This window comes from Paenibacillus sp. MZ03-122A (genome assembly GCF_024213325.1).
In the GTDB taxonomy this organism is placed as follows: Bacteria; Bacillota; Bacilli; order Paenibacillales; family Paenibacillaceae; genus Paenibacillus; species Paenibacillus polymyxa_B.
On record NZ_JANAVI010000013.1, the window covers coordinates 14,150 to 29,512 of the forward strand.

Annotated in this window: 11 protein-coding genes; 2 read left to right on the plus strand and 9 right to left on the minus strand. The window is 44.9% G+C overall.

Translation table 11 applies throughout. From position 1 onward, the window contains the following. Positions 1–18 precede the first annotated feature (18 nt). From NLX74_RS20955 to NLX74_RS20970, 4 genes are all read right to left on the minus strand, one after another. Positions 19–1,635, minus strand: coding sequence for a DUF4179 domain-containing protein (locus tag NLX74_RS20955; RefSeq protein ID WP_254329874.1), 1,617 nt, complete (start codon positions 1,633–1,635; stop codon positions 19–21). Further along, a complete protein-coding gene (locus tag NLX74_RS20960; RefSeq protein ID WP_254329876.1) occupies positions 1,619–2,137 on the minus strand; it encodes an RNA polymerase sigma factor in 519 nt (172 codons plus the stop codon). The genes NLX74_RS20955 and NLX74_RS20960 overlap by 17 nt, the downstream gene beginning before the upstream one ends. A gap of 245 nt (positions 2,138–2,382) precedes the next feature. Continuing rightward, on the minus strand, positions 2,383–3,321 hold the full coding sequence (locus tag NLX74_RS20965) for a YwqG family protein (RefSeq protein ID WP_254329889.1): 939 nt from the start codon (positions 3,319–3,321) through the stop codon (positions 2,383–2,385). A gap of 197 nt (positions 3,322–3,518) precedes the next feature. Continuing rightward, positions 3,519–4,412: an AraC family transcriptional regulator gene (locus tag NLX74_RS20970; protein ID WP_254329891.1), complete on the minus strand. Its 894-nt coding sequence runs from the start codon at positions 4,410–4,412 to the stop codon at positions 3,519–3,521. Between the two features lie 130 nt (positions 4,413–4,542). Here NLX74_RS20970 and NLX74_RS20975 point away from each other — a divergent pair, with 130 nt between their 5' ends. Beyond that, positions 4,543–6,801, plus strand: coding sequence for a glycoside hydrolase family 127 protein (locus NLX74_RS20975; RefSeq protein WP_254329893.1), 2,259 nt, complete (start codon positions 4,543–4,545; stop codon positions 6,799–6,801). Positions 6,802–6,962: 161 nt separating this feature from the next. Here the strand turns inward: NLX74_RS20975 and NLX74_RS20980 are convergent, their stop codons facing one another. After that, complete coding sequence (locus NLX74_RS20980) at positions 6,963–8,111, minus strand: RDD family protein (RefSeq protein ID WP_254329896.1); 1,149 nt, start codon at positions 8,109–8,111, stop codon at positions 6,963–6,965. Further along, positions 8,089–8,961 (minus strand): LysR family transcriptional regulator, encoded by an 873-nt coding sequence (locus NLX74_RS20985; RefSeq protein WP_254329897.1) that lies wholly within the window; start codon positions 8,959–8,961, stop codon positions 8,089–8,091. Before NLX74_RS20985 ends, NLX74_RS20980 begins: the two co-directional genes overlap by 23 nt. 135 nt (positions 8,962–9,096) lie before the next feature. On the opposite strand from NLX74_RS20985, the gene NLX74_RS20990 reads away from it, so the two are divergent. Further along, positions 9,097–10,086 (plus strand): zinc-binding dehydrogenase, encoded by a 990-nt coding sequence (locus NLX74_RS20990; RefSeq protein ID WP_254329899.1) that lies wholly within the window; start codon positions 9,097–9,099, stop codon positions 10,084–10,086. 85 nt (positions 10,087–10,171) lie between these two features. On the opposite strand, the gene NLX74_RS20995 is transcribed toward NLX74_RS20990, so the two are convergent. The 3 genes from NLX74_RS20995 to NLX74_RS21005 all read right to left on the minus strand — a co-directional run bounded on the left by NLX74_RS20995 (position 10,172) and on the right by NLX74_RS21005 (position 15,180). Continuing rightward, positions 10,172–11,563 (minus strand): MATE family efflux transporter, encoded by a 1,392-nt coding sequence (locus NLX74_RS20995; protein WP_103048395.1) that lies wholly within the window; start codon positions 11,561–11,563, stop codon positions 10,172–10,174. Between the two features lie 275 nt (positions 11,564–11,838). Beyond that, positions 11,839–13,209, minus strand: coding sequence for a glycoside-pentoside-hexuronide (GPH):cation symporter (locus NLX74_RS21000; RefSeq protein WP_254329901.1), 1,371 nt, complete (start codon positions 13,207–13,209; stop codon positions 11,839–11,841). A 27-nt stretch (positions 13,210–13,236) separates the two neighbouring features. Then, on the minus strand, positions 13,237–15,180 hold the full coding sequence (locus NLX74_RS21005) for a glycoside hydrolase family 127 protein (protein WP_254329902.1): 1,944 nt from the start codon (positions 15,178–15,180) through the stop codon (positions 13,237–13,239). Positions 15,181–15,363: the final 183 nt, after the last annotated feature.

Consider the following 15,363-nt stretch of genomic DNA (forward strand, 5'->3'; position numbering starts at 1 on the left):
AGGCAGCGATGGCCATATCTATTTCAATATAACTTCAATATCACGTCCAGGATCGCTGTACTTGTAGATGCCAGGATTTAGTTCCAATTTTCCGTCTAATTCAATGTCTTTGTAACGGTCAACATTAACTCCTGTGGATACCATACCCTTCGCAATGATCTCAGGCACTACTTCTTTGCCGTTAATTCGCATTGTTGTTTGGTTGACGCCTTTGAAGCCAGGGGAGCCGGATTTCGATTCGACAATCAAATCTTTTCCCTCTGTATAGTATGTGAAATCAATTTGATAACCGTCCGCATTAAGCTCAGCGAACTGTTTTTCTTCTTTAGGTTTATGAAGAGCGATCCAATTCTTAGACGTATCACGTTTCTGGATGACAGCATCTTTCAATATAAGTTTCATTGGAACATCAGACCAGTCCTTATACCACTCTGGGGATTCAAATTGATATAAGTGTTGATAATTTTCAGGACCAGCCCCTTTAAGATTCCATCCTCCGTTAATTTTTTTATCACCTATAACCAACTGAGCTGTTTTATAAAGAACATTTCCTTTTTTAAGTGAATCACGCTCTGTTACTAGAATTTCAATATCCAAGGGGGTAACAATTAGTTGGTCTAAGGTAGCGCCTGTACTTTCTTGGAATTCAGCGCTGCTATGCAGCTTCTTGGAATAAATCGCTTCACTTGCTTTTTTTCCATCCGCTTCAAATTCGAACTTCCAAGTACCTTCAATTCTTTTTGCTTCCTCAATGTAACGAAAATGAAGGTTTGCCTTTTTCCAATCTTGTGCAGTCATGTTGAATACCTGCTCAATATGCAAGTCTGGGCTGTCGCTAGGTAGAATAGTTGGGATTGCGTCTATCTCTTTGTCGCCCGCTTTCATTACCAAATGCGGGTTCCCACGTCCTAAATCGGATGGAGCTGCAGCAACTCTAAAGCGGACAACAGTCTTGTTGTTGGTTTGTCGAACGGATTCTATATAAATGTTAGGATACTGCTTGGTCCCGGTAACCAGGGTATCCCCGGCTTGATGATCCGTCTTTAAAGGAATATCCTGATCACGATAAAAAATTAGATTCTGAGCCTCAAGTGTGTAATCCTTTTTACGATCCTTTAAAGTATCAATAGTTTCATAAATGCCAAGGAGTTTCTGGCTTTTAGGATCGTAATTTAAATATCCGTGTGCTTGTTCCTTGGTATCAGAATTGCTAGTTACCATAGTTTTCTCTATAGCAAACCCAATATAACTGGTTGGATCGGTTCCTGGATCCAGAGAGATAAGCATTTTCATTTTTTCTCCATCCGTTACAACACCATTCAAATTCATTGTAATGCCTGCATTGGATGATTTTAGATCATACCGCTGGCCAATACCGTTATTTAGCGCATTGGTTACACTCCGTCCGCCTATTCTATCCCAATTGATGGTCACACTAGCGAATACAGGGATGGCAACGAGCAGAAAACATGAGAATAGGATACTTGCTGGAACAATTTTTGCTCTATGCATAGGTGCTTCTTGTGACTGTTGCAGAGTTGCTTTTCGTTTGGTTGCTTCCTGTTCTATATTTACCCACATTGCATCATATTCAGGTTGAGGAATGTTCTGTTCTTTTTCAAAATACCGACTCACTGCTACTCATCTCCTTTACTTGGGATATCACCATTTTTTTTAGCAGTTTAAGCCCCCGATTTAATCTAGATTTAGCTGTTCCTTCGGGTATATTCATAACTCTAGAGATCTCCGGCATAGTCAATTCGTTTACATAACGAAGGACCACGACCATACGAATTTTATCTGGAAGCTTGTTATATAGCTTGTGTAACTCTGTCTTCGTTTCTTGATGATATAAGCTCTCTTCCACCGGATTAAATGAATGAGGGCGTGACAATAAAAAAGTTCGTATTTCCTTCATCAGCCCAGTTTTTCGCCTTCTAAGCACATTACTGCACTCATTAGAAGCAATTCGCAAAATCCATGATTTGAGATCTTGTACTTTGGACCTGTCGGCCAAAAGTGCTTTGACAAACACTTCCTGGCAAACATCTTCTGCATCTGCTTGATTTTGCATCAAATAATAACAAAAATAATATATCTGCTCCTTATATAGTTCAAACAGCTCTCGATCAGTCATATACGTGCACCTCCCTTGTCGTGGTCTCATCTATTAAGACTAATAATGGAGTACAATCGTTCATTTACATCGAAAAAAGGCAGCCCTATATAGGACCACCTATTATTGATCGTTCGATTCCCGACACTCGGGCAAAACAAACCTACTGTGCCACATGCTCAATTCACTGCTTTTATCAATCAAAAAACCGCCCTGCTGTAACCGCCATCATTTGCCCTAAACCAGCATGAGTCTGCCGCACCGGGCTAGCTCGTAGCAAGATTGACATATGTCTTCGAGAAATCAAGGTTCTTCAAGTCTCTTTGATCGATCAAAAATTCCAAATACCCTGCGTCCCACCAGCACATACCGACCTCGTCCAAAGAAGATACCGAGAGCAGAACATGCCAATTTTCCGAAGCCTGATCGTGCTTTTCCCTATTCGTTTGATATTCTTGCAGCTGAGTCAGCACTTCGGATCGTAAATGCTCCGCATAATCGGTATTTCCTCTATGCATAGCTTGCTCGATTTCCTTATGAATCTGGCTCTCACTCTTATGCCAGTTAAACAGAAGATCCTCCAGCCCGTTTCGGCGTAGATAAGCATCCCGCCGGGTATTCCCTGCAAAAGATTGATGCTGCCCCCACACCGTGTCGCTATGTTCATATAGAAGCTCATAAAGCTCTTCGTACTGATCTATAAGAATATCTCCTAGCTCACCCTCCGATGGTAGCGTCAGGATCGGATGAAAAGAAATTGCATACGCGGTGAAATCCCGTTGCTCCGCCAACACCTCTACGCGCCCAGCGGGCGGTAATGTTTTCTGCAAAACGCTGCTGTCACCGTTATAGTAAAAGATTTTATGGTCAATATCATAGGCGGGCTCGTCCAGCCCAAGAAAAAAATAAAGTATGCCCTGATGAGGCAATCCCTCAAATGGTGAAAAAGGTAGCTCGCCCAAATTAATTTGAGCAATAAATGTATAATATTCCCCGTCTGAATTACAAGGCCACTCTATTGTGGGTGGCAGATCTGGATAGCCGGCGATCCGACTATTGCCAACGTGTTCATAATTTTCCTCATGCTCCACATGAAATTGTATAGCAGCTTGAGCTTCCTGATGAATCTCTTCTTTTAATTCTTCATCCAGTGAATACCCTTCCAGTATTCGAGTCAGTTCATCCTTTAATGGTGGTTGTAGCATCTCGCTCGCCCCTTTTTCATGAAGTATTATGTATTGCTTGCTCTCATTTGATCTCTTATATCAGATTACCAAATTACAGTCTGACAAGCTATTTCTCTGGTGACAGGTTGGTCAGTCCTCGGTCAAATCATCGATCTTCGCTGCAAGCGAATGGTGGATACATCCAGCTCTGCATTTACGATCCAAGCGGAAATGCACTAGACATTGTTCATAAATGTTTTGTGATAGGCATTCCGGTATTGGGAAGGAGTCATATGGGCTCTCTTTTTGAACAAACGCATAAAATACTTCTCATCGCTATATCCTGCCTCTTCGGCAACCTGTTTAATGCTCATATCTGTACGGGAAATCAACTCTTTGGCTTTGTTAATACGAATACTATGAATGAACTCCAGGGGACGCATGCCTGTATTTTGCTTGAACAAACGAGATATATAATCCTTGTTGTAATTGAATTTTCGAGCTAAATCCGTCACGGTCAGCGGCTCTTCGGCATGAATACGGGTCCACTCAATAATTTTGTTAAAACTCACATTCCCCTGTGAACTGACAGGATTGGAAAGCAAGCGGCTGAGCGCCAGTTCAGATATCTCGATCAGTAGCGAGGTGAACAAATAATTTGCGCTGTGATACGTAAGATAATGTGAGTTGGCTACATGCAAAATCTGATTGACAATAATATGAATCCGATCCCCGTTATCTGCCTGTACACATTGCGGTAAATAGATATCCCGCATCACACCGTGACGCTGCAAACGTCCATCCAAAGCACTTGTTTCCTGCTTCATTTCCTCATTAGATAATACATTCGGGGTCATGGGAACATCGAAATGGAACCAATAAAATTTCACGCCCGGCAACGATTCCCGGTATCCTTTATGCGTACGACCGGGGTACAGCAATAGAATATCTCCCTCGCCTACTTCAAAATCTTCCCGTTCCTCCCGTATATATACCGTCTCTTGGACACCCAGGATCAGCTCAAAATTCTCAATGGAACGACTCATATGCTTCCAAGGTACCTCGTTAACAAACTCGCCTGCCGAGATCAGTTGGATCGGAGCATCTACATTTACTTTTAGATAGGTCATGTTATCGCCTCTTTAAATTCATGTTCGGATTTGTCCACCCATTGTATGGTTAAGCTACTGACATACCGCGATTGTAATGCTAATGTAGTGGAGAAATATACACTTTTATCTTAGCTAAGGAGCGATGATTTTGAAAGCTAAAGCTTTTGACTTGCATAAAGTAAGAATTGATTCCGGCCCTCTTTTACATGCGATGAAACTGAATACGGCCTACCTGCTGAGTTTGGAACCCGACCGTTTATTATCGCGCTTTCGTGAATATGCGGGACTGGAGCCCAAAGCGGCTCACTATGAAGGCTGGGAAGCGCGTGGCATCAGCGGACATACACTCGGTCACTACCTGTCCGGATGTGCGCTGATGTTTGCCTCCACGGGCGACGAAAGACTGCTGGAACGCGTGAACTATGTGGTCGACGAACTGGAAATATGCCAAGACAGTCATGGAAACGGATACATTTCCGGCATTCCACGCGGGAAAGAGATTTTCGAGGAAGTAAAAGCCGGAGATATTCGCTCCCAAGGCTTTGATCTAAACGGCGGCTGGGTGCCGCTATATACCATGCACAAACTTTTTGCGGGCTTGCGTGATGCACATCTGCTGGCACATCATCCCAAGGCCCTGTCTATAGAAATCAAACTCGGCAACTGGCTGGAGGATGTGCTTCAAGGGCTGGACGATGATCAGGTGCAGCAGGTGCTGCATTGCGAGTTTGGCGGTATGAACGAGGTGCTGACGGATCTGGCGGAACATTCAGGAGAAGAACGCTTTCTGAGCCTGGCGGAACGCTTTTATCACGGAGAGGTGCTCAATGATCTCGCGGATAGCCAAGATACCTTGGCAGGGCGACATGCCAATACGCAAATTCCCAAAATCATTGGCGCTGCACGGCAATTTGAAATGACGGGCAAACCGCAATATGCGGACCTGTCTCGCTTTTTCTGGGATCGGGTTGTTCACAAGCATTCCTACGTGATCGGCGGCAATAGTTATAATGAACATTTTGGTGAACCCGGGAAGCTGAATGACCGTTTGGGCGAAGGTACCTGTGAAACTTGTAACACCTACAATATGCTGAAATTAACAAGACATATGTTCGAGTGGGATGCCTATGCAGCCTATGCCGACTACTATGAACGAGCGATGTTCAATCATATCCTGGCTTCACAGCAGCCTGTAGATGGACGTGTGTGCTATTTTGTATCGTTGGAAATGGGAGGACACAAGTCCTTTAATTCTCAATATGAGGATTTTACATGCTGTGTCGGGTCCGGTATGGAAAGTCACTCCATGTACGGCACTGCGATTTATTTTCACACGCCAGAAACGATCTATGTCAATCAATATGTCCCTTCTACCGTGACATGGGACGAGATGGGCGTACAGCTCAAACAAGACACTCTCTTTCCGCAAAATGGACGGGGAACGCTACGCGTCATCAGCGAGGAGCCCAAATCCTTCGCGATCAAGCTAAGATGCCCGCATTGGGCGGAGCAAGGGATGATAATTAAAATCAACGGGGAAGAGTACGTCACAGAGGCTTGTCCTACCAGCTACGTTGTAATTGAACGGAAATGGAACGATGGGGATACGATCGAGTATGACATTCCTATGACCGTGAGAGTCGAGGAAATGCCGGACAATCCGCGCCGAATTGCATTTATGTACGGCCCGCTTGTACTGGCTGGGGACCTTGGCCCTGTTGAACAGGAGTCCAACGAGGAACGTCTGCTTGCGTCTGTTCTGATCGGAGCGGCCGACTCATTGACAACGAAGCTAATTGCTGACGGGAACGAGCCTAATACATTCCATATGACCGACTTAGGCTATATCGGAGACTTGAAGCTTCGTCCGTTTTATCAGATGTATGATCGTTCATATACCGTCTATTGGGATCTCTTTTCCCAGGAGGAATGGGTAGCAACAGAGGCAGAATATCGTACCGCGTTAGCGTATCAGCTAGAGCTGGAACGACTTACAGTGGACGTTGTGCAGCCTGCCGAAATGCAACCTGAACGGGATCATGCCTTTACTGGCGAGCATGTAGGTCTGGGGTCCATCTATAACCGCAAATATCGCGATACCTGGCCAGGGGGCTGGTTCTCTTTTGTCATGAAGGTGCTTCCGGATGAGCCTGTCCAATTGGCGGTCACTTATTTGAAGGACTTGAGCCGTCCCCATAGTGACTTTGACATCACTGCGGATGGTCAGATTTTAGGGGAAGGCAAGCTGGAGTCTGAGGAAATGAATAAATTCGAAACATTCGCCTATGAGCTTCCTCTATCTTTGACGAACCACAAGAATGAAGTTACGATTCAATTCACAGCCCATCCACAAGGTAAAGTGGCGAAAGTAGCTGGATTACGAGTGGTTAGACACTCTATTGTATGATCAAATTATTTATATAAATCTACTATTCCGCCTACTCCGTTTTAATTGTTCATTTTTTAAATTAAGCTTATATAACAACAAGCAGACGCTCCTATAAGCTGTCTGCTTGTTCCGCTTACCGCCTTATACCTTCGAATCATCGTTATTGCTTCATGTACACTTCACAGCATGTTCATTTCACGGAAACTGTCTCTAATCTTGCGTAGCTCTTGCTGTGCCCTGCTGTATCGCGAGGCGTAGGTCCAAGCAAGCACTTGATGATAATGCGAAGGTGTTTCAATCGTGGTCACGTTATACATGGCCAGATTCCCATCTATTTCTCCTTTTAGGGTAAACTCAATGGCAGGATATCCGTTCACCACCATATCTGAAGCGGTCCCCAATTCAGGGTCCGTAATTCCTGACACCAAATGATCCTCAATGATTCCTTTATATTCTTGAAGAGTCATACTGCTGTCAAAATCGCTTTTCGGTTCAGACAATACAATCAGATATCTTTCGGTAAATTCATTTTTAATGGAGATGTCCGCATCCTCATTAATCATATTATCTCGTGACCAATTCCAGGGAGCCGTAACCGCAAACTGGCTATCCTTACTGGTAAATACCTCAGGCTTCATGATTTGCGTAATGAGCGTAGAAATTAAAGATACAGCATAGACAATTGAAATGATCGTCGTCAGGATGATTGCTCCTGCAATAATCCCGGTTTTCTTTCTGCCCACCTTTCCCAAATCCCGTACCTTAACCACATATGTATTCGCAGCCATATCTCCAATCCGTTGTTTCCGAGGTGTCACCAGCACACATATACCAGCGGGCAGCCCGAAGAAAAGCAGCGGATTCGTATCCACCAAATGTATAAGGGTACGGATCAAGGATTTAACCATGCCTGGCGGCCTTCCTTCTCCATTTACGACCTGAATGCGAAGTACAAACTTACCCAGCGTATAGCCCGTAAGTCCTTCCAATAACAGATAATAGCAGAAGGAGCCAATCAGAAAGAGTATCACTACCATGCCCATATTTGGGGTTTCCGCTTCAGATACTTTTTTCGCTGTAAAATAAACCAGCCCTCCATACCCGAAGACGATAAGAATGAAGTCAATCATCCAGGCCGCCCATCTTCTGAAGAAGATAGAGGCTCCGTATGTTTCTGATAATACCGCCATCTTATCCGGTTCTCGTCGATGGTAGTTGCCATTCGTCGCATATGGTCCCGGAGCTACTGTAGATGGATTGTTCGTTACATCTTGTTCTTCCAAATGATACACCCCTGATGTCAATTTAATCACAGTTAAGTATAACATCCTTTTTCATCCAGCGGAGCAAGCCTGACAGTGCACTGGAGTAAACCGAATCCCCCCGATAAACAAACCACACCTCTAATTTGCGATATTTTTCAGGTAAACGATGAGAAGCAATACTTCCCGCCTCCTCTGCCTTTGCAATCGACGATTGTGGCAGCATGGACACTCCCAGGCCAGAGGCTACACCACCCAAAATGACTTCCAATGTCCCAAACTCCATAACCTGATACGCAGCCACACCTGCTTCACTCAGAAAGCTTTCCGCTCTTGTACGATGCGTGCACCCTACGTCGAAAAACAGCATAGGCTTGGCAAGCAGCTCGTTCATGTCCTTTTTCCCTGGTTCCGAGATGAGCACCAATTCCTCTTCAAAAGCTGCAACATACTCTATATGCGGATCATCGACGGGGCCATAGACGAACGCTCCATCTAATTCGTAATTCAATACCTTTTGTACGAGATCATGGGTGCTGCCTGTCATAAGCGATAGATGGACATCAGGATATTGAGCGTGATACTCCGTCAATAAAGAAGTCAGATGCGTAACCGCCGCCGTCTCAATCGACCCCAGTCGCAAAGGTCCCGCAGGCTGGTCTGAATATTGAGTGGACTTTACTGCCTCGTCCAGCAAGGTCAGTATGGTATCCGCATATTCCAGCAGATTCTCTCCTGCTGGCGTTAGCGTCATTCCCCGGTTAGATCGGCGAAATAGCGGTACGTTCAATTGTGCTTCAAGCTGCTGAATCCGCGAGGTCACATTGGATTGTACATAATTCAAAACTTGCGCAGCCTTCGTGATACTGCCCTCGCGAGCGACAGCCTGAAAAATCTTCAAATCACTGCTTTCCATGTATACGTCACCTGCTTGGTATGATCATTTATGATACTCACATTCGATTTTGTTCATTTTACCGGACGCTTGCCGCTCTGTACAATTCAATATACATGCAATTGCATCTAAATTCGAACCACGGGAGGTTTTAAAATGAAAGCCGTAATCCATGCCAGCAAAAGCGGCCCTAAGGGCCTGATGTATACAGACATCACGGACAGACAGCCGGGACACAACGAAGTGAAGGTAAAACTCAAAGCCGCAGGCTTGAACCATCGGGACCTATTCCTCATGGCAGATCGAACAGCCAACGATGCTCCACTCATTCTGGGGTCGGATGGAGCAGGCGTGATTGAGGCTGTGGGTGTTGGTGGCCCAACCTCGCTGGTAGGCACCGATGTAATTATCAATCCATGTATCGGATGGGAGAATACGCATCATGTTCCCTTGGTTCCAGCCATTCTGGGCGGACCTTCAGACGGAACATTCGCTGAATCAGTTATCATCCCCGTCCAAAATGCGGTCAGCAAGCCAGCATACCTTTCATGGGAAGAAGCAGGGGTGCTGCCTTTGTCTGCTTTGACCGCTTACCGCGCGCTCTTCACAAGAGGCCAATTACAGCAGGGTGAGCACGTCCTTATTCCCGGTATTGGCGGTGGTGTAGCCACGTATGCCATGCTTATGGCTTTAGCGGCAGGCGCACGGGTCACCGTCACGTCACGCAACGAAGCAAAAAGGCAGGCTGCCCTCGCTCATGGCGCTAATCATGCATTCGACAGCCATAGCGAATGGAAAGAAAGTATGAACGGAGACACCGTGGATCTGGTCCTTGACAGTATCGGTCCTGCTACGTTCGATAAATATTTGGATGTCCTCAAGCCGAACGGTCGGATTGTTACATTTGGCGCAAGCTCAGGAGATCAAGTAGAGATTCCGCTGCGGTCTATATTTTTCCCTCAAATCAGCATCATCGGCACCTCTATGGGCAGTGGCGAGGAATTCGCAGCTATGCTTCAGTTCATGGATCGCCATGCACTCCATCCGATTATAGATAGCGTATTTTCTTTACAAGACACAGCACAAGCCTTCCACCGTATGCAGCAGGGAGCGCAGTTAGGCAATATAGGGATCAGGATAGAGTAAGGAGTCTGAACGAAGTAAGAAAGAAAAAAATCCACTACCGTAAAATGCCTTCTCCCAGAAGTCAATTTTATGGTAGTGGACCTATTCAGTCGATTAAACGATGCTGGACCCATTTGTTGCCGCGGAAGCGCCAAAGGAAAACGAGTCCCCGCACGCCCCATTCAATATCCATGGCCAGCCAGACACCAACAATCCCCAGGTTGAACACAATTCCCAAAATATACCCGAGCACCACCCGGCACAACCACATGGACAGCATTGAGGTGAGGGACGTAAATTTTGAATCACCTGCTGCCCTAAGCGCAGAGGGTGTAATAAAGGCAATGGACCAGAGCGGAATCTGGGCCAACGTATTAATCAGTATGACAACAAATATGTCATCTACAATTTCAGCAGGCGGATGAAACAGCCCCACCATCGGCTCAAACAAAGGCATCAGTATGAGCCCCATTACAATAAACGAACAAGACGACAGCCAAATAAACGATTTGGTAAACTTCCGGGCATCCTCGACATTTCGACGTCCCATACATTGACCGACCACGGTTACAATCGTAAGAGCCAAAGCATTCGCAGGGATTTGGAACACGTTAGCTAGGGATGAGCAAATGGCATTCGTCGCCAATGCATTGGTCCCCAGACTCACAATGAAAATTTGGGTCAAAATTTTGCCCCCATTGAAAAACATCTGTTCCGCTGCAAAGGGAAGCCCGATAAACAGAATCTTTTTAAGCATAGCCAGATTAAAATAAAGCATATCTCTAAGCTGAACACGCAAGTCGTCATCTACTCTGACCAAATAGATCAATGCGCACACTGCTCCTGCATATCTGGACACATTGACGGCAATCGTCATGCCCAGCACACCCATATCTAATACATTAATGAATACCACATTGAGGAGCACGTACGAGAGGTTCATGATGAGCGAAAGAGCCAGCGATGCCCTCGTCTTCCCGATCCCTCTCAGCGCTCCACACACCGCCTCAACGATTGCAATCCCCACAAAAGACATACAGCTTCCCAGCAGATATACCTTACCGTTGGCTAATACATCAGGCGAGGCGGAACCAAACAGAACACTTAAAATCGGATTGTACAACACGATCATAAACAAACTGATACATAAAGCCAGCAAGGAAACGGAGGAAATGGTGCCGGATGCGGCTTTAGAGACCATGAGGTCGTTACCGCTCCCCTTATACTGTGCCACAACAACCGTTCCCCCGGTAGACACTGCAACAAACACATTAATCAGAAAAATATTCAAAGAATCGATCATATTTACAGCACTGACTGCCGCCATTCCCGACGAGCTAATCATTGCCGTGTTCACCAAATTAAGACCCACGATAAAAGCCTGATCAATCAAAAGCGGGATAAACAGCGCAATAATCTGTCGATAGTCAATAGACTCTCCTGAAAAATGCTTATTCAGAAAGCCATGTGTTCTCATCCTTACACTCAGTTGACTCATATCATCACATTCTTTTTCTCAAATTGAAAAAAACCCTTCAACAGAAGAGCCTTCATGGCGAAAAAATGTATAAAGTTGCAAGGCTAGATGTGTCTAGTTCTTGATTCTGTACACTTTTCTCTACATAGAAGTATTACTCCAAAAGAAAATCCTGTCAATGGTCTTGCTCACATTTGAATATAAAATAACAGAAAAACCTGCTCAGCTCAGTGAACAGGTTTTGGAGCAGCATTATAATGTTTTAATATGTCATTAAGTCCTTGTTAAAGGAATGTCTATGATCTTCTCGCAATTAAATCTTGTTGAATAGAAGCTTCATTCTTTTCGAATTTTTTATAAAAAAACATAGGAATGATTCCGATCAAGAAGATGATAAATGGCAGCCAGATAAAGCTGAACTGAATGCCAGACAACGCCGTAGGAGTTTGAACTTGCCCAGCGATATAACCGGTGCTGCCCATGATCCATGCTGGCAATAATCCGCCGATTCCGCTACCCGCTTTAATACAGAATGCGCTTCCAATCGAGGTCAGGAAACCACTTGCCCGAATACCATTTTTCCATTCCCCATAATCGACTGTATCTGACAACATCGCAAACGGCATAGAACATGCAAAGCCTGATCCTAACGCACCAATAATCCAGCCGATAATAATGAGGGTTAAGTCTGTACTGCCCATTAAAATCACGACTTGCCCCAGCGCAGCTAATATCAATCCGATAATCATAATCGCATTTTTACTTAATTTTCTGGCGAAAAACGGAATCAGAACCATCGAGATCAACTGCAAGGAGGTCAGTCCATTGATTAAAGGCACTAAGTCCTTACTGTCCAGATTGTATTGCAGATAAAAGATTAAAGTTGCTGAACGAATATTCAAACCAATCCAGTAACACAAGTTGGCAGCTACAACGAGCATCCAGGGCCAGTTTCGTTTGATGGCTGTAAAGCTTTTAGCAATGGGAACAGATTTCGTTTTCACTGCTGCATTTTCTCGCAAATCGGCAAACGCTATGAAAAACATAATAATCGCCATGATTCCAAATAAAACGAGCGTTAAGGAAAATCCTTTTTGATCATTCCCCTGTCCAAAGAAAGCGACCAAAGGTAATGTAAACGTCGTGGCAATGAAGAAACCTACGTTCCCCCCGACCATACGGAAGGAGTTCAAGACTACGCGTTCGTTAGAATTGGTGCTCAGATTAGGCAGAATAGACGTAATCGGCGTACTGATCCCTGTGTACAGGATGCCGGCTATAATATACGTAATGGCGGCATATGCAATTTTGCCCGACTCACTCCAATTGGGTGTCGTAAACGTAAGGACCATGAACACAGCGAACGGGATCGCTAACCATAGAAAATAGGGTCTGCTCTGGCCGTATTTTGACTTGGTTCGGTCAATCAGGATGCCCCAAATCGGGGCATCAATGGCATCGATAAAACGGGTGATAAATAGTAATGTCCCGGCAATCCCGATAGAAAGTCCGAATACATCTGTATAAAAATATAATAGATAACTGGAAATAACACAGTATAGTAAATTGCCTGCTGTATCCGTTAATGAATAGCTGATTTTACGATGAAAAGGAACGGTACTGGCTGCCTTTTCCGGTGGTTCCGTACTCACAATTCTCGTACTCATGATCTTTCCTCTCCCCATGCGAATGAATTATGATTCATAAACCCATACACGCATTTCCCCTTTGGCCCGATTGCACCAGGCATAGTAAGGTATCGCGGTAATTTGTTGAGAAACAAATTCAGGAGGCTCCGAGCTATATAATGCATTCGAATTTTTTACCCGGTATCCCTCTATGGTCAGCTTTACAATGCCACCCAGCAGGTTTTCGCTAAACTCTTCCGTAATGAGGCTATCCTTCGTCAATCTTAATCCTGCCAAATTCGCTCCATTATCCACTTCTTCCAGGCAAAACACGACTGGTCCGCGTTGGAGAGCAATTTGCTGCTGGTTCATGGAGACCAGCGGATTGCTCCGAATGCGCTCAACCGGCATAGCCAAATGCAGAGTTACCACATCTCCGTCCTTCCAAGTGCGCTGAATCTCGATATAGCCTTTTTCCAGACGGTCTAATGATATGGTTTCCCCATTCACCTTCACCTCTGCCTGCTTGCACCACCCAGGAATCCGTAGTGCCCATTTGAAGGAAGTCGGCTCTGTTACGTGGATCGAAAAGGTTAGATCCGCGTCCCATGGATAATGATGAGTTTGTGTAATTTCAACCTCATGACCAGATAAAGTCATGTTCACCTTGCTGGCAATGTACAGATGCGTATACAACGTATCGTCCGTTTGGGTGTACATATTGTCCTCAACCGATGCAATCATTCGTGCCAAATTGGGCGGACAGCAGGCGCAGAAAAACCATTTTTGCCGTTCTGTTTTTACATGCTCCTGATCTTTTCTGGATTTTTGAAAAGGGTTAACCTCTAGCGGATTCACGTAGAAAAACCGTTTCCCGTCCAGGTCCATTCCACTAATCGTCCCGTTGTATAGCGCACGCTCCAGAACATCAGCGTATTTCCGGTCTGGCGCTAAGCGCAGCATACGATTGGCCCAAAAGGCCAGCCCTACAGAGGCGCAAGTCTCACAGTACATGCTGTCATTGGGAAGATCGTGATGGCAAGTGAACGCTTCCGCGTTTACAGTAGAACCGATCCCTGCGGTGATGTACATTTTGTGATTCGTTACATCATCCCACAGCGTTTCACAGGCTTGTAACAGGGAAGCATCCCCTGTTTTCGCGGCCAAGTCCGCCATCGCAATATACAGATACACCGCTCTTACCGCATGGCCGACTGCCTCTTTTTGTTCCCGCACAGGTTGGTGTGCTTGCTGGTATTCGAAGCCTAAGCCAAAATTAATATTGTTATCATCATTCCAGGTGGGCTCTGTTTGAATATGTTTTCTCTGTTCTTGTTCCTCTGCAAAGTAAATAGGATGCTGTCCCCGTTGTTCAATAAAATATTGCGCTAATTTGAGATATTGATCCTTTGCCGTTACGTCGTATAATTTGATCAAGGCCAACTCAATTTCTTCATGTCCCGGATAGCCTTTCCGTTTACCTTCTTCCGTACCAAAAACCTGCTGAATCAGGTCTACGTATTTCTCCATAATGTGAAGAAACTTCGTTTTGCCCGTCGTTTCATAATAAGCAACAGCCGCTTCTATAAAATGCCCTGCACAATACAGCTCATGATTGTCTCTTAAGTTGGTCCAGCGATTGTTGGGTTCCTTAAGCAGATAGTACGTATTTAGATACCCATCCTCAGCTTGAGCTCTTCCCAACAATTCAATCACTTCATCAGCCCGCTCTTCAAGCGCAGGATTCGGATGATCCCTTAAGCTAAAGGCAACCGTCTCCAACCATTTGGCAAGGTCACTGTCCTGGAAAACGGTTCCATAATACTCCCCACTGGATTCCCCGGCTGCAATCCTAAAGTTTTCAATCGCATGACTGGGTTCTGTATCTGGTAATTCATCATTTAATGCTTTCCACTGATAAGGAATAACCTCTTCCGCCACAACCTGCTTATACTTTTTCCAAAATAAATCGTCAACGATGACATGCTTAACTGGCTTTGCCGTTTTCATTGGATAAACATCCCTTCCTGGAAATAGAACGCTTTCATTTTTGAGAAAATAAGGATAAAGTAATGATAATATCGTACAAGCTAGCCTGAGCTCCCCTTGCTACAGTCCTTATTTTATCAACCTGAATTTATAAAAAAAATCGCGATCTTTAACTAAAACTTATACGATTTCACACACAAAGGA